The organism is Streptomyces anulatus (assembly GCF_014650675.1).
GTDB classification, from domain to species: domain Bacteria; phylum Actinomycetota; class Actinomycetes; order Streptomycetales; family Streptomycetaceae; genus Streptomyces; species Streptomyces anulatus.
The window spans coordinates 262,710-282,866 of sequence record NZ_BMVK01000010.1 but is presented as its reverse complement, the minus strand read 5'-3'; the positions used below and the strand labels follow the sequence as shown (position 1 = coordinate 282,866).

Here is a 20,157-nt window from a genome sequence, read left to right as displayed (position 1 = left end):
TCGTGCGCGCCGGAAGCGTGGGCCGCTCCGCCCGCGTGTATCGGTCGGTGAAGCTCGTGTTCGCGCCGAATCCACCTGGGACGACTACGGTTCCCGTGGGTCGAAGAGGAACCAAGGCTTCCAGCTGGACCTGTACGAGCACGGCCTCACCGCCGCTCAAAACTTCGCGTGCACACCGTTCCCTACGACAGCACGACGGTCCTCCAGAACAACCTGCGCCACACGGGCATGACCGGCTTCACCGAGTACGAGTACACCCTCACCGACATCGACGGTCAGAAGGTTGTGCTGCGGGGCCGGTCGGACGAGGTCGCGGCGGTGGCCGATGCGCGCCTCCCTCGGGCCGTCTTCGGGCTTCAAGTGATCTCTCTGCCGGCCGGCCTCAGCCCCAGTCCTGCAGCTTCTGGAGCAGGTCGGCGTCACCCTCGATCCGCAGCGAGCCGGCCGGGATGCGCATGTACATGAGCAGGGCCATCTCGCTCGCCGTGCAGTAGATCGCAGCGGTGGGCTTGCTCTCGTCGGCCTCCGCCGCGGTGAGGCGGGTGAAGCGGGAGCCTGCGGCGTCCACCGTCTGACGCCAGGAGCCGGCCCCGGCTGCGTGGTAGTCCATGGTGGCGGGGTCGCCCGGCCACGGGACCGTGCCGGTGCAGACGGTGGCGAGGAACTCCTCGATGGCGTCGGCCGCCTCGGTCGTCGGCAGCTCCTGCGGGGTGCCGGAGGCCAGCTGGGCGTCGTAGGTGTGGATCAGCGATTCCGGGACGCGGCGGCGGGCCACGGCGGCCACCGTGTGCGGCGAGGCCAGCGGCTCCCACCAGGCCCAGCAGCCCCGGTCCGGGCCGGCCTGGCGGAGAGCAGTGAGCAGTTGCTCCGTCGAGTCGGCCAGCCAGGTTATGAGCTCCTCGCGCTCCCTGGGCGCCGGCAGCCCGTCCTTGCTCGGCCGTTCGTCGCCCGGCGCGGTGTTCAGCACGATGTAGGCCCAGAAGCGGTCCCCCTCACTGAGGTGGTTCGCCAGGTCGTACAGCGTCCAGCCCGGGCAGGACGGGACATCGGCGTCGAGGCTGGGAGCCGCGGCGACGGCGGCGCGGAACGCGGCGGAACGCTCGTCAATCATCCGCAGCAGGGTGGGGAAGGAGAGATCATCAGTCACGCGGACCTTGTATCACCCGGTCCGGGACTCTCGCACTCGATTAAGACCGACCGGCAGATGGACCACTTGAGGCGTCGGTGGTGGGGCGGCCGTCCCAACGGTAGCGGCTCATCGAGCGTCGGATGAGCATGCGGAGCCTGCCGAGAGTCCCGGCAAGGTGGGGGGAGAACTCGACAACCGCACCGTTCCTCTCGGTCCAGCGCCGAAGCTTGCCGTAGCCGTTCAACCACGAGTGCGTCTGTTCCACAGTCCATCGCTTGCCGGCCTGGATCGGGGCGGGTACGCCCTTACGGGCGATCTCACCGACGAAGCCCAACTCCCCGCGCGGAGAGCGGGACTTGTTGTTGTCCTAGCCCAGGTCGAGGTCGAGGTTGACCTTCATATCCCCGTGCAGGGGCCCACCTGTCCGATGGCCGCTTCGAGGGCCGGGCCGAGGAGAGCCACTGAGCCGTCGGCGGATGGTGCGATCGGACCATCCGGGACTGGACAGGCGCACCTAACCCGAGCCGTGGACCAGCGCGCGCACCACGTGTTCGAACACGGTCCGGTCGGGGATTCTGCGGCAATGGCAGCCGAGCGGGCGCCCCGCGGCAAACTGGTCCCAGAAGAGTTCGGGCCGACAGGATGGCAGCGCGGCACGGCTGTCCTTCGCGATCACTGAGCGTGGAGAACTACATGATCACGTGGACCGTGCCCGTTCTGCCGTCCGGGCCACCTCGCCGACACCTATTGCCGGTCGCTGTAGGTCGCAGCCGTTCGCCGAAGGCGGCGGCTTCGCACCTCCGTCGTGACCCGGCCGCGAAAACGTAACCAGATCGGGAGCCCGCGGTGGGCCGGAGCCGGTGCGCAGCAACCTACGATGCGGCACGGCGGCGCGATGTGCTCCGCTCCGCGCCGTGCAAGCGGCGGCGGCGCCTCCCGTGGAACTGCCTGGGGAACCGCCTGGGGAACGTCGACGACCAAGTAGTGGGCTCTGCGCGAGCCCAGGAACATCAAGCCGCCGCCGGCGGACCAAGGAGCCCCGATTCTGCGGTTCCCGGCCCAGGAACAGGGATGACACATGCGTTGCGTCAACTGTGAACAAGAGACTGAGTATGAACACGAACCCCTCATGGGGGGCTCGCCGGAGATAGGGATGGTGCACGTCAGCAGCGGCAAGGCGGCCTGTTTCCCGGAGCGTGGTCCGGCAAGCCCGATGGTCAAAGCTCCGGTGCCACCGCACCTCCGCGGCATTCTGGAGCAGGGACCGCGGGTGCCTCCGCCACCACCTGGATTCCTGATCGAGGAGGGCGGGCCCGGTTCGGAGGCGAGCAGTCCAACGGCACCGTGACGTCCGCGTCACCCGGCTGCCCCAGCCGTCGGAGCCCTGTCCGACCCGGCCGTAATGACCGCTGTCAGCTGTCCGCATGACACGAGAAGTACGTCCCGTGGATCGGGGCCGCGCGGGCTTCTACGTCGGAGATGTGCCGGGCCCAGTGGTACTTGAGTTCGCTGGTGCCGTAAAGGTACGGCGGGCGGGTTCGCCTCCTCCGAGCGGGGAGCCGGTCTCACCTCGCCCAGCCGCACGAGCACACGCCCCGCGAAGGCTGGTCACAGTCATCTGGGGAATCGCCCGAGTAGATCCCGTTGAGCCAGAACGGGCTACTACGGAGGGAACGGCCGGCCCGAAAAAGCCTCATAGCTCAATCGCCGCCCGACGAGCCACCACACCCGATGCCTCCGCCGGGAGCGCTATCCGTCGATGAACTGTGATCGTCGTCCAGCGCCTTTCCCATACGGCGGAGGGTGCGGCCGAGGCCGTCGGGAATCGAGGTGGCACTGAGCAGTCCGTGCCGGACAGGGCCAGTAACGAGAACGGCCGGGCCTTCGAGTACGTACCTGGGCAGACTTCCTTCGGATGCGGCGGCAGCCAGGAGCCGCCGCCCCGCGCGGGTGGTTCGCTGCCGCCTCCCGCTCAGCAGACCGAGGCACACCAGTCGTCGGGCAAGGTCATCGAGCGGCTGGGAGCGCCCGACGGTATCGATCACTTCCTCAACGCGCTTGCTGCGGGGGCACGCGGCGATGACCGCGTGCTCGACCGCATGCGTCGACTGGGCTTCGCCCGTGGAACGGAGTCGAGTCGCGCGCAGGGACAGCACCCCCTGCTCGGTGAGCGCCACAACGGCGCTCTCGACCACGCGCCGCCGACCACCCGCGAGAAAGGCGTACGCGTACCGGTCCAACGCTCCGTCGGCGCCCTCTGCCCTGCGTCGTCTCCATGTCCGCGTCATGCCGCTTCCCCCTTGACCCGACACACCCCGTTGCGGTCATCGTTCCCCGACGCGATCCGCCTGCCCCGGAATCGGCAGAATTCAGAGCCTCATTTGAGGTAGCAGCAGCACAAGCCACCTTGCCGACGAACGTATTGGGTCGGAACGTGAAGTGCAGGTCTCCGGCCGGGATGCCCTGAGCGGGTTCCCGCACTGTCGGCCGAGACCTTGGTAGTTGAAGCAAGCGGTAGTGCTGCGATCGGAAAGGCTCGCTGGGCGGCGGTGCGGCGGTTGGCGCCAGCAGGTGGTCACACCGGAAACCTCTTCACGGGCCGCAGTGCCGGCCTGCTGGCGGTCAGGATGGGCAGCGCTGCGGATCCACAGCCCTGAGCAGGGACTCGCGGTCGTCCATGCTGATCAGTGCGTCCGGAAGGGTCCCCTCCTTCAGCAACGCGCGCAGGTCGGAAGCGTGTGCGGCGAAGGCGGCCCTGCACCACTCGCGTTCCGGGTGATCGGAGTCCTTCCCGAACAGCAGCACCTGTCGTTCATCGTCGGCATCGACGGGTAGGGACAGCTCCGCGGCGACGATCAAGAGTTCCACCAGGTCGGACCGCACCGCGATGTCAGGGACAGCTGCCAGGCGGATCAGGAAGGGCAGAACGGCCGGCATCACGGCGCTCATGTGGAAGACGCTGTTCATCAGGACGTTCTCCAGCACGGGCAGAGCCGCGGGGCCGGCGATCTCATCCAGGAGAGCGTGGAGCAGGGCCGGGACCCCGGCAGGGCACCCCGGAATCCGCGTCCAAGCGACATCAGCACAGCCACGCAGCGCGGGGTGGTCGCATACAGCTCGTCGCATGTCGGGATAGTCGCGGAGGAACCTGGCAACGGCGGCCTCTTTGATCGCCGCATCCATCACACACATCTCTCGGCCCCTGCCCCGCGACTTCGCCCCGAACGGCGTCCGTGAAACTCTTCCCGGGGCGGGCACCGAACGCAAGTACCAGGCAGTAGCAGCCACCACCACCCGCCCGGGGTAGTGGTTCCCCAGCCCAGCACCGGATTCCGGGGTTCAGCCCTTGGGGTTGTTGTTGTTCCGATCTTGAGCGGTGGTGCTCGTACGGAAGCCTCACTATCGGGTGACCACGGTGGGTGCCGGGTAGGAGAAATCGGCGTACATGGTCGTCTCGGCACCGATCGTCGCTTCAGGCTCGCCCGTGGTCCCCGCGAGGGTCGCCCCTACTCGGATCGTCGACGCGCGAGATGGACGATGATGTCGGCGGCGATCTCGACTGTCTCGGGAAGAACCCGCGTGATTGCGTCGTACGCCTGCTGTCGCCTCGATTGCGGCAGTTGGAGATACGCCGAGACCGTCGACAGGTAGCCCACGTAGTCAGAAGCGCTCGCCGTCAAGCGCCGCCCGACGACGGACTGTTGAACGTCGAGGAACAACGGAGACCGGTGCAGTTCCGTGCCCGGCCACTGCATCTCCTCATCAGGATCGGTCCCATCGGGAGACGGAACCTCGTCGCTTTCCAGGAACGGCGCCCGCGCCGCACGCACAGACTCCGCGACAGCCGGGTCAGCCAGCTGAACCTGGCCACCGAATGAGGCGAACACACCCTCCGGTTCCAGTAGCGCAGCCGCTCTTGACCACCGACCCTCCGGGCGTGTCCAGTGGAGCGCTGCCGCCGCATAGACCAATTCATAGGTCTCGCCCGGCCGCAGGTCCTCGAACGCGGCCCGCACGGTCGTCACGTTCGCGGGCACGGACTTGCTCAGCTCGGCGAGCATGGCGGTGTCGGGCTCCGTCGCCGTGACCGCGACCCCATGGTCAGCGAACAGGCGGGTCGCTTTGCCTGTTCCCGCACCGATCTCCAGGGCCGTCCGGACCGGCCGGCCCGCGTACGTCATCACCAAGTCGAAGAGCTCCTTGGGATACCCCGGCCGGAACCTTTCGTAGGCTTCCGCGGTTGCGCCGAAGCTCAGTGCACGAGCAGACATGTCGACCATCCTCACACGAGTGGGGCAGACAGCGCTCTGCAGTACTCAGCGGCTTGGCCGTCCGATCTTGAGAGGCGCCGGCCGAACGGGAGTCTCGATCGGGTGAGTGCAGCGGCCGCTGTGCGTGAAAGCAGGGCGTCTTGGTGGTCCGAAGGGTGTCCACGCCAAAAGGCGGTCCGGTCCGTGCGCGCCGCTACCCGAGGCCGCCGGTCTCATGCCTGACGAGCAAGGCACCGCCCTCAAGCCCGGAATGACGACAGCCACGTAGGTTGGCTGATGTGAGTGCGCGGGGGCGGAGTTACCGATACGTCGGACCGGTCGAGCTGAAGGCCGCGGTCCGGCCCGGCAGCGGCGGGTGCCGGATCAGCTCGGCAGCTGAATTCCGCGACTGGATCGCTGGGCGATCCGCGGCGGAGCTGACCGAGCCGTTCACCTTTGTGGTCGGCGCGGACGGTGTGCTTCGGCTGGCGCCGCGGCGGAGCGAGCACGTGGCCTGCGCCGGCGGAGACATGGTTCTGGGTGCCGGCGAGATCGGTTTCGTGCGCGAGGCGGACGGGTGGGCCGTGAGTGAGGTCAGCAACCAGTCCACCGGGTACTGCCCCGACATCGACTCCTGGTCAGAGGTCGCTAGCGCTCCGGACGACGCGGGGCTCGGGCGGCCCTCCGGCTTCACCCACGAGGTGGTGTTCCGGAGGTGTCCTGGCTGCCAGGAGCACAACATCGTGCGCGAGAACGACTTCGTCTGCGTCTTCTGCGACAGCGATCTGCCGGAGGTGTGGAATGTGGATCCCACCGTGTGAAGGTCGGGGTCGACCAGCCGGTCCCGGTTACCGACAGCGGTCCGAGGATCTATTGACGCGTCGTCCGGTTGCGAAGGGATGTCCTTCTGGCGATGAGGTCCAACGTCGCCCACCGGCGCTCCCACGGCACGGCACCACGGCAATGCGGTACCCACCCCGTGAAGCGAGCCCTGCCCACGCCAGGGCTGGCGTGGCCCAGCGCTACGTCGAGAGACGTCCGGCGTCCAGGTCGATGTCAGCGATGGCCGCTCCGGGGAGCGGGGATCCTCGGCAGGAGCTCCCACAGGGGGCGTGAGCCGCTGGCCCAGGTGGCGAGGGTTCTCCTGTCGGCGAGGTGCATGTGCAGCTGCGTGGCCAGCGGTGGGCACCGGGCCGAGAAGCGGCCGTTGGTGACGACCAGGACGATGTCCGCGCCGTAGAGCTGGCGGGCGGTGCCGTTGACCCGCTGGAGGTCGGGAGTGCCGACGGCCGAACCGCGGTCTCCGTCCTTCCTGTGTTTGCACTGGATGACCCACGTGCGGCCGAGCGGGTCGGTGGCCAGGACGTCCGCTCCGTTGTCCCCGGCCCCGCCGATCTGCCGGGCATCCGCGCACCCGTCGCGGAGCATCAGGTCCCGCACCGCGTACTCGAAGTCGCGGTGGTGCAGGGCGTCGAGCTCCGGGAGCCCGTAGCGCAGGGCCTGTTGGCGCACGCGACCCCAGGCCAGCTGCTGCTGTCGGCGGTGGATCCACCCGGCTCCGGCGGTCACCGCGACGGCTCCCAGCACGATCAGGATCCACCAGTTCACCAGAAGCCAGGAGACCAGGGCCCATAACGCGGCGACGGCCAGGGCACCGACGCCGACCGTCACCTGGGCATCGCGTTGCCGCTGCCGGCGGGAGCGGACGGACCGGCGGCGCGGCGCGGGATGTCGTGTGTTCCGCCGGGGTGCGGGGCGGCGGCGGGCGGGGCGGCGGGTGACCATCGGGCGGCTCCGAAGGGCTCAGCGGGTGGAGTCGGTGATACCGGTGGCGAGCTGCCCCAAGAAGTTGAGGATCCCTTCGCCCACCGGGGTCGGGGCGATGACGACGCCGAGAGCGAGCACGACGATCACGGTGAGCTTCTCGTCGTTGCGGCTCCGGGCCCCGGTGCGGCGGCGCAGCCGCAGGCGGGCCACGACGGCGAGCGGCACTCCCCCATTGATCGTCAGCATCCCCGCCCCGCCCCCCGGATCACCTTCGGTCTCGTTACGACCCCTGTGTATCCGCAACCCACCCGGCCGCGCCGCCCAGTCACCGGATGATGACGTGAAGTGACCTGTTGGCCGGATTCGGCCAGTGAACCGCAGGTGAGGAACCCGGGACCCCTGCTTACCCCCGGGCGCGGCACTCGGGGCGGAGTGCCCGGGGTCGCCGCTGCGGCGGGCTCGACGGCAGGCAGGCCCATCACCAGCAGTCGCACAGCGGGCCGCTGACCACCAGTCCGGTTCGCGAGGTTCCGCCGCAGAGCCGGGAGGTCGCAGTGCGGGCGTCCCTTTCCCTTGGTTACTACCTTGATTGTGTGTGCTTGCCGTCTCGTCGTTCGTCGCGAGACGGTGGGCAACGCACCACCCGTTACGCCGGTCACGATGCATCAGGTTCTGCCTCTGACGACCCGACCGCCGCGTGCGTGTCGCGACGGCCCGCGAAGGTCGCGAGCACCGTCGGAAGGAGGCCTCGATGCGTGACGGTCGGTGTGGGGACGGCGAGGAGGACGCCGAGCCGGAACCTGGTTCCGGGTCGGTCCAGCCTTCGTTGTCGCGGAGATGGTGGCCGTTAGTGGGCGCTTCGCAGCGTGAGTGGTGGGAAGGGGTGCGTACCGTGCTGTGTGTGGTCGAGGCGGTCGCGTTCCTGACCGACACGCAGGCCCTCGCCGGTGTGGCGAGGGCCCTCACAGCGGTGGGTGACATGGTCGTCAACGCCGGCAAGCCTGAGCGACCTTGACACCTGGGTCCGGTCGCCGCGGTGGCGGCCGGGCCCTCTCTTCGTTACGGCCCTTCCAGGTAACCGCATTTGGCGGCGGGAGCCAAGGAGTGTCGGTCCATGGTTCCCCGCCAGGAGCACGAAAAGTGTTTCGTGCTGGCTGAGAAGGAGTTGGTCCGTGTCCGCGGATACAGGGTCGTGTCGCGCCTGCGGCCGGGCTCTGCCCCCAGCGCGCAGGGCGGGACGCCCACGCCGGTACTGCTCGAGCACCTGCCGGTCCGCAGGGCGGCGTGCCCGTGTGCGCGATGCCGCCCCTCTCTCCCGGCGCGGTGGGCCCTGTACGGCGGAACTGGCCGGCCGGCAATGCCCCAGGCCCGCGGAGTACACCCTGTTCGTCAGCGGTGCGCCGTTCCCGTTCTGTTCCTCCTGCTACACCGTGACGGCCCAGTACCTGCTCAATCAGCGCGTACCCGCCTCCGAACTCGTGACAGTCGGGCTCGCCGAACCAGCCGAGCCTCCTGCGCCGGTGCCTGTGCCGGGGAAGACGGGCCGGAAGGAGGAGGAGCCGGCACAGCCGACCCGGCTGCTGCTGGTGGAGGACGACGACGCAATCCGGGAGGCTCTGTGCCTCGCGCTCACTCGCCAGGGCTACGAAGTCCTGGGCGAGGGCACAGGACGTGCCGGGCTGCGCAGCGCCTATCTGCAGCGCCCCGACCTGGTCCTGCTCGATGTCATGCTTCCGGACATCGACGGTATGGAGGTGCTGCGCAGGCTGCGTAGGGTCAGCGACGTCCCGGTCATCTACCTCACAGCACGCAGCGACCCCATCGACGTGATCGTCGGCCTGGAGACCGGTGCGGACAACTACATCGTCAAGCCGTGCCAGGCCAGGGAGATCAATGCCCGGATCAGGCGCGTGCTGTACCGCTACCGCGCGGCCGAGCGCCGGGACGGGGATGTGTACGACGACGGGCTGCTGCGGCTGGACTCCCTGCAACAGCAGGCATGGGCCGCGGGCGTACCCCTGCCGCTCTCCAGGACCGAGTTCCGCGTACTCGACCGCCTGGTCCGCCGTACGGGAGCGGTGCAGCACTTCGGGACCCTCCTCGAAGCAGGCTGGGGTGCCGCGAGTCCGGGCGCGCGCGACCGGGTCAAGTTCACCGTGTCCCGCTTGCGCGGCAAACTCGACTCAACACCGGTGGGCGGCGGGTCCATCGTCTCGGTCCGCGGCATGGGCTACCTCTACCGCTCCCCCACCACGCCTGCACTGCCCCCGTCCCCCAAGCCCGCAGCCGCATCAACCGGCTACGGTCACACACACGCCCTGCACGACGGGTCCCGCGCGCAGGACCGTGCGGAGGAGAAGTAGCTGGGCCCGATGTGTCTCAGCGGCGTCGCAGGCTCGCCCGGTGGCGGCCGCCGGCCTACCCGCTGGGCTCCCGCTGTTCCGCTGTTGTTGCTGTGTTGCTGTGTTGCTGTTGGAACGCCGAGCCCGTGGTAGCCGCAGCTCCGTCGCCACGTCGTCTGCGCCCAGCGCGTGACCGACATCGTTCCCTTCCGCCGCTCCCCCGCCCATCTCGCCGCCCGTAGAGTCCTGCCATGTATCCGATCAGCCGTCACAGCCCGCGCCTCCACCTGCGCGAGCTCCAACCCGGAGACGCCGAGGGCCTGTTCGCGATCTACGGCGATGCCCGGGCGACCGAGCACATGTCCTTCGACCCGCGGACCCGCGACGACGTCGACGCGATCGTCGCCCGGTCTATCGCCTCCGCCGCCATGGACCCGCGCCAGGAGTACGCCCTGGCCGTCACCGGCGACGGGGACGGGCGGCTGATCGGCTTCGGCCGCCTCGCCCTGGACCCCCACCAGCCCGGCGCCGCGACCTTCGGCTTCGCCCTGCGCCCCGACACGTGGGGCAACGGGTACGGCACCGAGACCGTACGGCTTCTCCTCGCCTGCGCGTTCGAGGACCTCGGCCTGCACAGGGTCTGGGGCGCGCGCTCCCCGCACAACATCGCCTCCGCCCGGACCATGCGACGCGCCGGGCTCGTCGAGGAGGGCCGCATCCGCGAGCACGTCCGACGCGGGGGCCGCTGGCAGGACTCGGTGACCCACTCCATCCTCGACCACGAGTACTCCGCAACCACCCCGTATCCGAGCTGACGTCACCCCTCCCCACCGCCAGTGCAATTCCCGGCCGGTCGACACCGGTCAATTTCAGGGATTTCGCACAGCACTGTAGCCGCAAAGACTCAGGAAGGGGCAGGGGCAGGGGCAGGGACAGGGGCAGCAGGGGTAGGGGCAGGTAAATTACAGATACCTTCTATCACGCCCGTGATAACGTCGCGCTCGTGGGATATTTCGATGTCAACTCTGTTTCTTACGGGCTGCCGGACGGCCGGGTTCTGCTGGACGAGATCTCGTTCCGGGTCGGGGAAGGGGCCAAGGCTGCCCTGATCGGCGCCAACGGGTCCGGCAAGACCACGTTGCTGCGGATCATCGCCGGAGACCTGGCGGCGCACGGTGGCGCGGTGAGCCGAGGCGGAAGCCTCGGAGTCATGCGGCAGTTCATCGCCCGCGAGGGCGACCAGGTGCGCGATCTGCTGTTATCGGTGGCGGATCCCCGGATCCGCCGTGCCGCCGCTGCCGTGGACACGGCGGAAGCGATCCTGGGGTCGAGCACGGACACCAAGGCACAGATGGCCTACGCGGCCGCGCTGGCGGACTGGGGTGACGCCGGTGGCTACGACGCCGAAGTGCTGTGGGACGTCTGCACCACCGAGGCCCTCGGCGTGCCCTTCGAGCGGTGCAAGCAGCGCGCGGTGGGCTCGTTGTCGGGCGGCGAGCAGAAGCGGCTCGTACTGGAAGCACTCCTGCGGGGCCCTGACCAGATACTGCTGCTCGACGAGCCGGACAACTACCTCGACGTCCCCGGAAAGCGGTGGCTCGAGGACCGGCTCCTGGAGACCCCGAAGACCGTCCTGTACATCAGTCACGACCGTCAGCTGTTGGCGCGCACGGCGAAGAGCATCATCACGGTCGAACTCGGCGCGGCAGGGAACACCTCCTGGGTCCACCCGGGCGGTTTCGACACCTACCACCGGGCGCGGACCGAGCGGTTCGAGCGGTTCGACGAGATGCGCAGCCGCTGGGACGAGGAGCGCGCCAAGTTGAGGGCTCTCGTGCAGATGTACAAGCAGAAGGCCTCCTACAACTCGGACATGGCCTCGCGCTACCGCTCCGCCCGGACTCGACTCGACCGGTTCGAGAGCATGGGTCCGCCGCCCGCTCAGCCGCGCCAACAGCATCTGGCAATGCGGCTGCGCGGCGGGCGTACGGGAAAGCGGACCGTGATCTGTGCCGGCCTGGAACTCACCGGACTGATGAAGCCGTTCGACCTTGAGGTCCGGTTCGGCGACCGGGTCGCCGTGCTCGGCTCCAACGGATCGGGCAAGTCCCACTTCCTGCGCCTTCTCGCCGCCGGCGGCAGTGCCCCCGAGCCCGAACACGAGCCGGTGGGCGACCTTCCGGTCGAGCCCGTGTCGCACCGGGGCGCGGCACGGCTGGGTGCGCGGGTGCGTCCCGGCTGGTTCGCGCAGGTCCACGGGCGGCCCGACCTCGCCGGCCGTACGCTCGTCTCCATCCTGCACCGCGGGGACGAGCGCCGGGAGGGGCTGCCGCGCGAGGAGGCCTCGCGGGTGCTGGCGCGCTACGAACTGGCGGCCGCGGCGGAGCAGGAGTTCGACTCGCTGTCCGGGGGGCAGCAGGCGCGCTTCCAGATCCTCCTGCTCGAACTCGGCGGTACGACGCTGCTCCTGCTGGACGAGCCCACCGACAACCTCGACCTCGTCTCCGCCGAGGCGCTGCAGCACGCGCTCCGCGGTTTCGAGGGGACCGTGCTCGCGGTGACGCACGACCGCTGGTTCGCACGGGACTTCGACCGGTTCCTGGTGTTCGGTTCCGACGGCACCGTCTACGAGTCGTCCGATCCGGTGTGGGACGAGAAACGTGTCGTGCGCCGACGCGGGTGAACCGTGCCGGCCCGACAGAAACCGGCCACTCTTGTCACAGCTGTGATATTTTGGGGGAATGCCAGCTCGGATTGACCTCGAACAGCGTCGCAAGGATGTTATCGAGGCAGCTTTTCGCCTCGTGGTCGCTGAAGGCCTCACCGGTCTATCACTACGGAAGGTCGCCGTCGAGTCGGGGCTGAACATCGGGTCGGTACGTCATTACTTCGACGATCACCGGAATCTCCTCGTCGCTGCGGCGACCGCTGTCGGCGACCGCATGGGGAAGAGGCTCACCCGGTATTCGACCGACACTCTGGCCGGACTTGAGGGCGAAGCTGCCGTAGATGCTTTGCAGGCCCTCCTGGAGGAGCTCCTTCCGCTCGACGACGAACGCCGCGTCGAGTCGATCGTGCTGACCGAGTTCATCGTTGCGGCGCGAGTGAATCCGGTGTTCCGTCCGGTGACCGAGCAGATGGCCGCCGACATGCGTCAGGTGATCACGCAGGCCCTGGATGTTCTCGGTGTTCCCGGGCCGGCCGAAGAGGCGGAACGGCTCATCGCGATCCTGGGAGGTCTGGTCATCGACGCCGTGACACCGCACGGTTCACTCGGCGCCGAACGTCTTCGCACGACGCTGCGGACGCATCTCCGCTCGGTGCTGGTGACCGGACGCGACGGTCACCAGGGGTGACCCACCCGTCCGACGGACCAGGAACTTCTGCGGCTCCTGCGCACCCAGCACCCAGCACCCAGCACCCAGCACCCACGGACAGTGGACCGGTGGAACCTGATCCCTCACAACCGCGCAACAACAACCTGCTTGAACCCTGTTCGCGGGTGGGGCACGGTGGGGCCATGACATGGACAGCGCCGCCGGTGGTACGCGGTGAGCAGTTGGGCGCTCTGGGCATCGCGGCCGAACGCCGCATGCTGGAGGGCTGGCTGAACTGGCATCGAGAGACGTTGTTGGCCAAGTGCGCGGGACTGGAGTCGGTGCAGTTGGCCCGGGCGGCCGTCGAGCCGTCGACCCTCAGCCTGCTCGGTCTGGTGCGGCATATGGCGGAGATCGAGCGGTGGTGGTTCCGGCGGAGTTTCGCAGGTGAAGCCGTCGGTGACGTCTTCAGCGGTCCGTCCGACGGGGACGAGGGGTTCGAAGGCGTCTGCGCGGCCGATGCGGCGAGGGACTTCGCGTTGTTCCGGGCTGAGGTCGAGGCGTGCGACAAGGCGACGGCCGGTCAGGACCTCGACACGTCGTTCATGTCCTCCTACGGTGTTCCCCTCAGTCTGCGCTGGGTCTACATGGTGATGATTCAGGAGTACGCCCGCCACAACGGCCACGCGGATCTTCTGCGCGAGCGGACCGACGGTGTGACGGGAGACTGATACGGGAGACTGACACCCTCCGCTCCCGCCCGCCTGCTCGCCTGCTCCGCGCCGGGTCTCCCGCTCGGCTGGGCCCCGGTCCGGCAGGCCGACGGAACCGTACGGCGTGTGCAGACGTCTTCGACCCGGGATCCGGTGATCACGTTCGTTCCGCCGGGCACGAATCCGGGATGGGGACGGGTGACGGACACGGTTGCGGAAGCTCCGGGCGATGCGAGCCGGCGGCGGGCCGGTGGTCGCGGACGGCGCTGGGGGCTGCTGGGCTGCGGGGTCGCGCTCACCGCGCCCGCCGCTCTGCTCGTTGTCCGGCTGACGGGCCTCGACGCCGGAACACCGCTGGCGATGCCGATGGTGCTCTTTCCCTGGACGACCGTCATCGGCGTGCTGGTGCTGCTGCTGATCGCCGCTGTTCCCGTGCTGCGGTCCCGATGGGTCCTGGCCGGCGCCGCAGCCCTGGTGCTCGCTCACGCGGTGCTGCTGGCACCACGGTTCCTGCCCGATGGCCGGCAGGTGCCGGCGCACGCGGTCGAGCTGCGCGTGGCCACGATCAACACCAACGGGGGCGCCGCCGACGCCCAGGCAGTGGTGAAGCTGGTCCGCACGGAGCGGATCGATGTTCTGGCTGTGCAGCAAATGCCGCCGGGCGGCGTGGAAGCCCTCGACAGGGCGGGCCTGGACGCGTTGCTGCCGCACCAGGAGCTCCGCCCCGAGTACGACTCCTCGATCTACTCGCGGCTCCCGCTCACCGACGCCGGCACGACGCACGCTGACACCGCCTGGCCCCAGACCTTCGCCGAGGTCGCGGTCGGCGGCCGCGACGTGCGGTTCATGGCGGTGCACACCTACTACCCCCTCGGGAGCCCGGAGCGGTGGACCCGGGACATGGCCGCATTGGCGTCCCTGGCAGGGCGCGCCGGCCCGGACACCGTGTTCCTGGGGGACTTCAACGCCTCCCTCGACCACGCCCCGATGCGGGACCTGCTCGCGGCCGGCCTCACCGACACGCATGCCGAGCTCGGCCACGGGTGGGCCCCCACGTGGCCCGTCGGCCATGCCCTCGTCCCACCGGTGGTCCAGTTGGATCACGTCCTGCACGGTCCCGGCCTGGCAGGGGTCTCCGTCAGCGAGCACGCTGTGCCGGGAACCGATCATCGAGCCGTCGTCGCGGTGCTCGCGCTGCTGCCCGAGAAGGACCGGCAGCGCAGTCGATGATGTTCGTGGGGTTCGGCCTTCCGCAGCGTGCGCGGCGTCGGGGCGGTGCTCGCCCCGGTGTCCCCCGTCGCGACGGCGCTTCACGCCCGACCCGAGACCTCGTACGGGCTCCGGCTCCGGCCCCGGCACGTGTTGCGCCGTCCGGCGGCGATCGCCGCCCGGGACGGCACCACTTCGTGTTGCTGCGATCCGATTCGACCGGGCAGCCCAGGAAACCGCCGGGCAGAGGGTGAAGGGGCGCGGCCGAAGCGGTCACGGGAGGTAGGAACGGGGGCATGGACACCAAAACGCTTGCCCGCCGATTCCTGGAAGAGTCCGCCGACGACGACCGCGAGTCCGTCTACGCACACCACTGCACCGCCGACTACACCGAGCACGACCCCAACATGGAGCAGGAGACCGTGGGCCTCGCGGAGGCCAGGCGCCTGTACCGAGAGGTCCGCGAGGCCTTCGAAGTCACGCACACCGCACAGAGCTTGGTGGCCGAAGGCGATCTCGTCTGCGCCCGCTTCGTCATCCACGGCCGGCACACCGGCGACTACCGGGGGAACCCGCCCAGCGGCAGAGCCTTCGAGACGACCGGCCACGTCACGCTGCGGTTCCAGCAGGGCCGGATCGCCGAGAGCTGGTTCAACTACGATTTGGCCGGCGCGCTCGAACAGGTCGGTGCTCCTCCGGCCACCGGCCCATGAGGAGTGAGGATCCGTATGCCGCACACGATGACGCCCGACGGGATCGGTATCGCCTACCAGGTCCGGGGCGAAGGGGCGGCGGCGCCCCTGCTCCTCCTGGCGGGCCAGTCGAACAACCACCACTGGTGGGACTCGGTGCGCGACGACTTCCACGGCGACCGCAGCACCATGACGTTCGACTACCGGGGTACGGGGGCGAGCGACAAGCCCGATCTGCCCTACAGCACCGAGCTGTTCGCCCTGGACGCGATCGCGGTGCTCGACGCCCTCGGTGTCGAGCGGGCCGACGTCTACGGGACCTCCATGGGCGGGCGGGTCGCCCAGCAGCTCGCGGCGCGCCATCCGGACCGGGTACGCGCCCTGGTGCTCGGGTGCACATCGCCCGGCGGCCCGCACGCCGTTGAACGCACCGACGACGTGCGCAGGTCCCTGGCGCAGACGCAACCGGGTGCGGCGCGGCAGGCCCTGCTGGAGCTGATGTACACCCCGGCGTGGCTGGCGGCGAACCCCGGACCGTACCGGACGCTCGGCGACCCGGGAATGCCCGCCCACGCCCGACGGTGTCACCTGGCGGCCGGCAACCAGCACGACGCGTGGCAGCTCCTGCCGGGCATCGGCGCACCCACGCTGGTCGTGCACGGCACCGACGACCTGCTCAACCCGGCCGCCAACGCCCCGCTGCTCGCGGACCGTGTCCCCGGCGCCCGTCTGCATCTGATCCCCGGGGCGCGGCACGCCTATTTCGAGGAGAACCGCGCCGTCGCGAGCCCGCTCGTCCTGGACTTCCTCACCACGGTTCCGCTGCCGTAGGGACAGGCCGGGCGCGCGGAGGACGTAGCCGTGGTCTTCACGGGGTCCTCCGGCGGGCGGTGGAGACGGCGGCGGTGTTCGCGGCGACGATCACCGCGATCGCGAGCCAGGCGAGGACGTCGAGCCGCTGCCCGAGGACGGCGAGGCCGACCAGGGCGGCGAAGACCGGGTTGACGCTCATGAACACCCCGAAGAAGTGCGCCGGGACACGACGCAGCGCCAGCAGGTCGGCCAGGAACGGCACCGCCGAGGAGAGCACCCCGGCGATGAGGGCGCAGCCCAGCGCGACGGGCGTGGGCGGATGGTGCCACAGCACCCACGCGCCGACGGGCAGGTAGAGCACGGCGGAGACGGCTGCCGCGGCGGCCGAGCCTTCCAGGCCGGGCAGCCGGGCCCCGACCGTCCGGTTGAGGAGGATGTAGCAGGCCCAGCAGGCCGCCGCCAGCAGGGCCAGGCCGATGCCCAGGTAGTCGGTGGAGGGCGTGGGGCGCATGAGTACGGCCACCGCGCCCGCCGCTGCCCCGGCGGCGACCAGGTCGACACGGCGGCGGGAGCCGGCCAGGGCGACGGTCAGCGGGCCGAGGAACTCCAGCGTGACGGCCAGCCCGAGGCCGATCCTGTCGATCGCCGTGTACAGGGAGAGGTTCATCCCGGCGAACACCAGGGCGAGGCCCAGGACGGGACGCCACTGCTCGGCGGTGAAATGCCGCAGCCGGGGCCGGCCGACGGCGCCGAGGATGACGGCCGCCACCCACTGGCGTACCGCCACCACCCCCGCGGGCCCGATCACCGGGAAGGCCTGCGCCGCGACGGAGGCACCCGTCTGGTTGGACAGGCCGCTGCCCAGCATCAGAGCCACACCGGCTCCGCGCCCCGCGCCCCGTGATGGCGCCGCCCCGTCGGCTCCGGTGGAACGGGGCGTCGCGGCCGGAGAGATATCGAGGTTCATGCCACCGACGATGGGAGAGCCGTCGCCCTGCGCAAAATGCATCGGCACACCCGTCTATACGATGGGCGTATGGATGAGTCGGGGAGTGCGGCGGGGGCTCTGGAGCTGAAGCACCTGCGGTGCCTGGTGGCCATCGTGGACACCGGCAGTTTCACCGACGCCGGCCACGCTCTCGGCATGTCGCAGGCCGCCGTGTCCCGCACCCTCGCCGGCCTCGAAAGTCTTCTCGGGGTACGGCTGCTGCACCGCACCAGTCGCAGCGTCGCCCCCACCGCCGCGGGGGTGCGGGCGCTGGCCCGCGCCCGCGTCCTGCTCGCCGGCACGGAAGAACTCGTCCGCGAGGCCACCACCGGGCACACCCGTCTGCTCATCGGTCACGCCTGGTCCGCCTTCGGCCGGCACACCACCGAGTTCCAGCGCCGCTGGCACGAACAGCACCCCGGGACCGACCTGCGCCTCATCCGTCACAACACCCCCACCGGGGGCCTCGCCGAAGGGCTGTGCGACCTCGCCGTCATCCGTGCTCCGATCGACCTGACACCGTGGTCCACGCCCGGATCGGCACCGAGGCCCGCTACGTGGCCATGGCGTCCGACGACCCCTGGGCCCGCCGCCGCAGTGTCCGCCTGGACGAGATCCCGAACCGCGTCCTGGCCATCGACCGCCGCACGGGGACCACCGCCCTGGATCTGTGGCCGGAGCAGGGCCGGCCGACGGTCGAGTTCACCCAGGACATCGACGACTGGCTGGCCGCCATCGCCACCGGCCGCCGCGTCGGCCTCACCCCCCAGGCGACCGCCGCCCAGTACCGCCGCGACGGCATCACCTACCGTCCCCTCCGAGGCGCCGAGCCGGTGTCCGTCCACCTCATCTGGCGCGCCCGCACCACCCACCCCGCCACCCGCACCGCGATCGCCCTCGCCACGGGCCTCTACCGCGAGGACCGGCCCGTTCGCCGCTCGCGCGACTGACCGGTGCGAGCAGTTCCGTCGGCGGGTCCTGCGCCGGACTCCCAGCGGGAGCCGCCCATGAGCCGCGCCGCTCGACATCCGGTGGCCGGCGGTCCGCCTGCCTGTCGTCGGCCGGGAACGAGGTCAGCCGCCGTCCGCTCTCCCCCGGGTCCCTTCCAGCAGACCGAGGTCGAGTGCCCTGACCACCGCGTGCGTACGGTCGCCGACGTCGAGTTTGGCGAAGACCCTCAGCAGATGCGTCTTCACCGTCGCCTCCGCGATGACCAGCCGACGGCCGATCTCCACGTTGGACAGTCCGTCCGCCACCGCGCCCAGCACGTCCACCTCCCGTCTCGTCAGCGTCACCGGCGCGGGCCTTCGCATCCGGGCCACCAGCCGCGCCGCGACGCGGGGAGCCAGCACGGTCTCGCCCCGGGACGCGGAGTGGACGGCGTCCACCAGCTGCTCGCGGGTGGCGTCCTTGAGCAGGTAGCCGATGGCGCCCGCCTCGACGGCCCGCTCGATCTCCGCGTCGGTCTCGTACGTGGTCAGGATCAGCACACGGGTCCGGGCGGGCCCGGCGACGATCTCCGCGGTGGCACTCGTCCCGTCGAGGACGGGCATCCGCAGATCCATCAGCACCACGTCGGGCTCCAGCCGTTCGACGAGTCCGACGGCCGCCCTGCCGTCCTCGGCCTCGCCGACGATCTCGATGGTGGGTTCGTCCGCCAGCAGGGCGACGACCCCGGCGCGCATCACCGTGTGGTCGTCCGCCACGAGGATCCGGAGCTTCTTGTCGGCTGTCGGCCCGTCGGTCATCTCAGCCCTGCCCGTCGGTGGGAATCATGGCCAGGACACGTGTGCCGTCGCCGACCGAACTGGTGACGGTGAGCTCCCCGCCGAGCTCGGCCAGGCGCTTGCGCATTCCGTGCAGCCCGAAGCCGTGGGAGTCCTCCGTCACGAAGCCCGCACCGTCGTCGGTGATCTCCAGCTCGATCCCGTACGGCTGCGCGGTGAGGACCACCTCCACGGTGGAGGCCGCCGCGTGCTTGCGGATGTTGGCGAGGGACTCCTGGGTGCACCGCAGGAGGGCGATCCGGGTCTGCTGGTCGCAGGTGACGTCCGGCAGTTCGGCGGTGACGCCGGTCCCGGTGTCCTCGGTGAACCGCCGCAGGGTCCGTCGCAGGGTGTCCGCCACCGAGCCGGCGGCGACGCCGCTCCGCGGGGCCGAACCGACGAGGACGCGCGCCTCGGCGAGGTTGTCGCGCGCGGTGTTCTCGATAGCGAGGAGATGTTTCCCGCTCCTGCCCGGGTCGGTCTCCAGACCGGATCTGGCCGCCTCCGCGAGCACGATGATGGACGCGAATCCCTGGGCGAGCGTGTCGTGGATCTCCCGCGCGAGACGTTCGCGCTCGTCGGCCGCTCCCTGCCGGTGGTGTGCCTCGACGAGCCGGAGCCGCGCCTCCTCCAGTTCGGCGCCCAGGCGGCGGGCCCGCTCGTCGGCGTCCTCGGTGATGTGGCGCACCCCCAGCCCGATGAGCACGCCTGCCGCGTACCCGATGAGTGTGAAGATCACGTTGCCGGTGAAGAACTCTCCGTCCCAGCCCTGCCGTACGACGTTGCCCGCCACGACCCCCGCCGCGGCGAGGCCGCTCAGGGTGATCGCGGCACGCGCGCTCGCGGTGTAGATCCAGAAGTGCGGCAGGGTCACCACGAAGAGCGCCGCGCTGCCGTCGAGCAGGTACGACATGGCTCCGAGGCCCACGACGAGTACGTACAGGTAGGGGCGGGGGCGCAGGGCGGGGTTGCCGGGGAACAGCCCCACCGCCCCGTACGACAGGGCGAGCACGGCCAGCAGCCCCAGCACCGGGTAGCGCGTCGTACCGGGTGCGTCGGCGACCGCGAGGGCCGGCGGGACCACGCCCAGCAGCACCCAGAAGACGGCGTTCCACCGGTGCAGCGACGGTACGGTCAACGCGGTGTCGGGCTGCGGCCGTTGATTCACCGC

General features: G+C 70.1%; 19 protein-coding genes and 2 pseudogenes. 11 read left to right on the top strand and 10 right to left on the bottom strand.

Translation table 11 applies throughout. The annotated features are described in order from the left end of the window. Nucleotides 1–382: 382 nt before the first annotated feature. From IE272_RS24800 to IE272_RS24780, 5 genes and pseudogenes are all read right to left on the bottom strand, one after another. Entirely contained in the window at nucleotides 383–1,147 is a 765-nt protein-coding gene (locus tag IE272_RS24800) for a maleylpyruvate isomerase family mycothiol-dependent enzyme (RefSeq protein ID WP_190008041.1), read from the bottom strand. A 40-nt stretch (nucleotides 1,148–1,187) separates the two neighbouring features. Continuing rightward, nucleotides 1,188–1,802 (bottom strand): annotated as a pseudogene (locus IE272_RS24795) (hypothetical protein). A gap of 1,027 nt (nucleotides 1,803–2,829) precedes the next feature. Beyond that, nucleotides 2,830–3,417 carry a TIGR04222 domain-containing membrane protein gene (locus IE272_RS24790; RefSeq protein ID WP_190008039.1) on the bottom strand — a complete coding sequence of 196 codons (588 nt, stop codon included), beginning with the start codon at nucleotides 3,415–3,417 and terminating at the stop codon, nucleotides 2,830–2,832. Nucleotides 3,418–3,751: 334 nt separating this feature from the next. Next, nucleotides 3,752–4,312: a hypothetical protein gene (locus IE272_RS24785; protein WP_190008037.1), complete on the bottom strand. Its 561-nt coding sequence runs from the start codon at nucleotides 4,310–4,312 to the stop codon at nucleotides 3,752–3,754. A 323-nt stretch (nucleotides 4,313–4,635) separates the two neighbouring features. Beyond that, a complete protein-coding gene (locus tag IE272_RS24780; RefSeq protein ID WP_098891598.1) occupies nucleotides 4,636–5,400 on the bottom strand; it encodes a class I SAM-dependent methyltransferase in 765 nt (254 codons plus the stop codon). 278 nt (nucleotides 5,401–5,678) lie between these two features. Here IE272_RS24780 and IE272_RS24775 point away from each other — a divergent pair, with 278 nt between their 5' ends. Beyond that, nucleotides 5,679–6,200: a hypothetical protein gene (locus IE272_RS24775; RefSeq protein ID WP_190008035.1), complete on the top strand. Its 522-nt coding sequence runs from the start codon at nucleotides 5,679–5,681 to the stop codon at nucleotides 6,198–6,200. 235 nt (nucleotides 6,201–6,435) lie between these two features. Here the strand turns inward: IE272_RS24775 and IE272_RS24770 are convergent, their stop codons facing one another. Further along, nucleotides 6,436–7,050 (bottom strand): restriction endonuclease, encoded by a 615-nt coding sequence (locus IE272_RS24770; protein WP_190008033.1) that lies wholly within the window; start codon nucleotides 7,048–7,050, stop codon nucleotides 6,436–6,438. Nucleotides 7,051–7,182: 132 nt separating this feature from the next. Further along, on the bottom strand, nucleotides 7,183–7,392 hold the full coding sequence (locus IE272_RS24765; RefSeq protein WP_050363135.1) for a hypothetical protein: 210 nt from the start codon (nucleotides 7,390–7,392) through the stop codon (nucleotides 7,183–7,185). Nucleotides 7,393–7,996: 604 nt separating this feature from the next. Between IE272_RS24765 and IE272_RS24760 the strand changes: the two genes are divergently transcribed. From IE272_RS24760 to IE272_RS24720, 9 genes are all read left to right on the top strand, one after another. After that, complete coding sequence (locus tag IE272_RS24760) at nucleotides 7,997–8,161, top strand: hypothetical protein (protein WP_190008031.1); 165 nt, start codon at nucleotides 7,997–7,999, stop codon at nucleotides 8,159–8,161. 505 nt (nucleotides 8,162–8,666) lie between these two features. After that, complete coding sequence (locus IE272_RS24755; RefSeq protein WP_190008029.1) at nucleotides 8,667–9,509, top strand: response regulator transcription factor; 843 nt, start codon at nucleotides 8,667–8,669, stop codon at nucleotides 9,507–9,509. A gap of 230 nt (nucleotides 9,510–9,739) precedes the next feature. Next, nucleotides 9,740–10,303, top strand: coding sequence for a GNAT family N-acetyltransferase (locus IE272_RS24750; protein WP_073959131.1), 564 nt, complete (start codon nucleotides 9,740–9,742; stop codon nucleotides 10,301–10,303). Nucleotides 10,304–10,491: 188 nt separating this feature from the next. Then, nucleotides 10,492–12,171, top strand: a complete 1,680-nt coding sequence (locus IE272_RS24745) for an ATP-binding cassette domain-containing protein (protein WP_190008027.1) — start codon at nucleotides 10,492–10,494, stop codon at nucleotides 12,169–12,171. 58 nt (nucleotides 12,172–12,229) lie between these two features. Then, nucleotides 12,230–12,844 carry a TetR/AcrR family transcriptional regulator gene (locus IE272_RS24740; RefSeq protein ID WP_190008026.1) on the top strand — a complete coding sequence of 205 codons (615 nt, stop codon included), beginning with the start codon at nucleotides 12,230–12,232 and terminating at the stop codon, nucleotides 12,842–12,844. Between the two features lie 164 nt (nucleotides 12,845–13,008). Continuing rightward, nucleotides 13,009–13,536 carry a DinB family protein gene (locus IE272_RS24735; RefSeq protein WP_050363129.1) on the top strand — a complete coding sequence of 176 codons (528 nt, stop codon included), beginning with the start codon at nucleotides 13,009–13,011 and terminating at the stop codon, nucleotides 13,534–13,536. A gap of 180 nt (nucleotides 13,537–13,716) precedes the next feature. Continuing rightward, nucleotides 13,717–14,748 carry an endonuclease/exonuclease/phosphatase family protein gene (locus tag IE272_RS24730; RefSeq protein WP_190008023.1) on the top strand — a complete coding sequence of 344 codons (1,032 nt, stop codon included), beginning with the start codon at nucleotides 13,717–13,719 and terminating at the stop codon, nucleotides 14,746–14,748. Between the two features lie 275 nt (nucleotides 14,749–15,023). After that, complete coding sequence (locus tag IE272_RS24725) at nucleotides 15,024–15,440, top strand: ester cyclase (RefSeq protein WP_050363128.1); 417 nt, start codon at nucleotides 15,024–15,026, stop codon at nucleotides 15,438–15,440. 15 nt (nucleotides 15,441–15,455) lie between these two features. Beyond that, on the top strand, nucleotides 15,456–16,250 hold the full coding sequence (locus tag IE272_RS24720) for an alpha/beta fold hydrolase (protein WP_190008021.1): 795 nt from the start codon (nucleotides 15,456–15,458) through the stop codon (nucleotides 16,248–16,250). Nucleotides 16,251–16,287: 37 nt separating this feature from the next. Here the strand turns inward: IE272_RS24720 and IE272_RS24715 are convergent, their stop codons facing one another. Continuing rightward, nucleotides 16,288–17,109, bottom strand: coding sequence for an EamA family transporter (locus tag IE272_RS24715; RefSeq protein ID WP_190008079.1), 822 nt, complete (start codon nucleotides 17,107–17,109; stop codon nucleotides 16,288–16,290). Nucleotides 17,110–17,268: 159 nt separating this feature from the next. On the opposite strand from IE272_RS24715, the pseudogene IE272_RS24710 reads away from it, so the two are divergent. Beyond that, nucleotides 17,269–18,170, top strand: a pseudogene (locus IE272_RS24710) (LysR family transcriptional regulator). Between the two features lie 123 nt (nucleotides 18,171–18,293). Here IE272_RS24710 and IE272_RS24705 read toward each other — a convergent pair. After that, nucleotides 18,294–18,968: a response regulator gene (locus IE272_RS24705; RefSeq protein WP_050363124.1), complete on the bottom strand. Its 675-nt coding sequence runs from the start codon at nucleotides 18,966–18,968 to the stop codon at nucleotides 18,294–18,296. Between the two features lies 1 nt (nucleotide 18,969). Further along, the gene (locus IE272_RS24700; RefSeq protein WP_050363123.1) at nucleotides 18,970–20,154 is read right to left on the bottom strand and encodes a sensor histidine kinase; all 1,185 of its coding nucleotides are present in this window, start codon (nucleotides 20,152–20,154) and stop codon (nucleotides 18,970–18,972) included. Between the last annotated feature and the right edge of the window lie 3 nt (nucleotides 20,155–20,157).

Coding starts and splice junctions, on each gene's coding strand:
- IE272_RS24765 (WP_050363135.1), bottom strand. CDS start 7,392: ATGCTGACGATCAATGGGGGAGTGCCGCTCGCCGTCGTGGCCCGCCTG.
- IE272_RS24750 (WP_073959131.1), top strand. CDS start 9,740: ATGTATCCGATCAGCCGTCACAGCCCGCGCCTCCACCTGCGCGAGCTC.
- IE272_RS24735 (WP_050363129.1), top strand. CDS start 13,009: ATGACATGGACAGCGCCGCCGGTGGTACGCGGTGAGCAGTTGGGCGCT.
- IE272_RS24740 (WP_190008026.1), top strand. CDS start 12,230: ATGCCAGCTCGGATTGACCTCGAACAGCGTCGCAAGGATGTTATCGAG.
- IE272_RS24785 (WP_190008037.1), bottom strand. CDS start 4,312: ATGGATGCGGCGATCAAAGAGGCCGCCGTTGCCAGGTTCCTCCGCGAC.
- IE272_RS24720 (WP_190008021.1), top strand. CDS start 15,456: ATGCCGCACACGATGACGCCCGACGGGATCGGTATCGCCTACCAGGTC.
- IE272_RS24705 (WP_050363124.1), bottom strand. CDS start 18,968: ATGACCGACGGGCCGACAGCCGACAAGAAGCTCCGGATCCTCGTGGCG.
- IE272_RS24780 (WP_098891598.1), bottom strand. CDS start 5,400: ATGTCTGCTCGTGCACTGAGCTTCGGCGCAACCGCGGAAGCCTACGAA.
- IE272_RS24790 (WP_190008039.1), bottom strand. CDS start 3,417: ATGACGCGGACATGGAGACGACGCAGGGCAGAGGGCGCCGACGGAGCG.
- IE272_RS24725 (WP_050363128.1), top strand. CDS start 15,024: ATGGACACCAAAACGCTTGCCCGCCGATTCCTGGAAGAGTCCGCCGAC.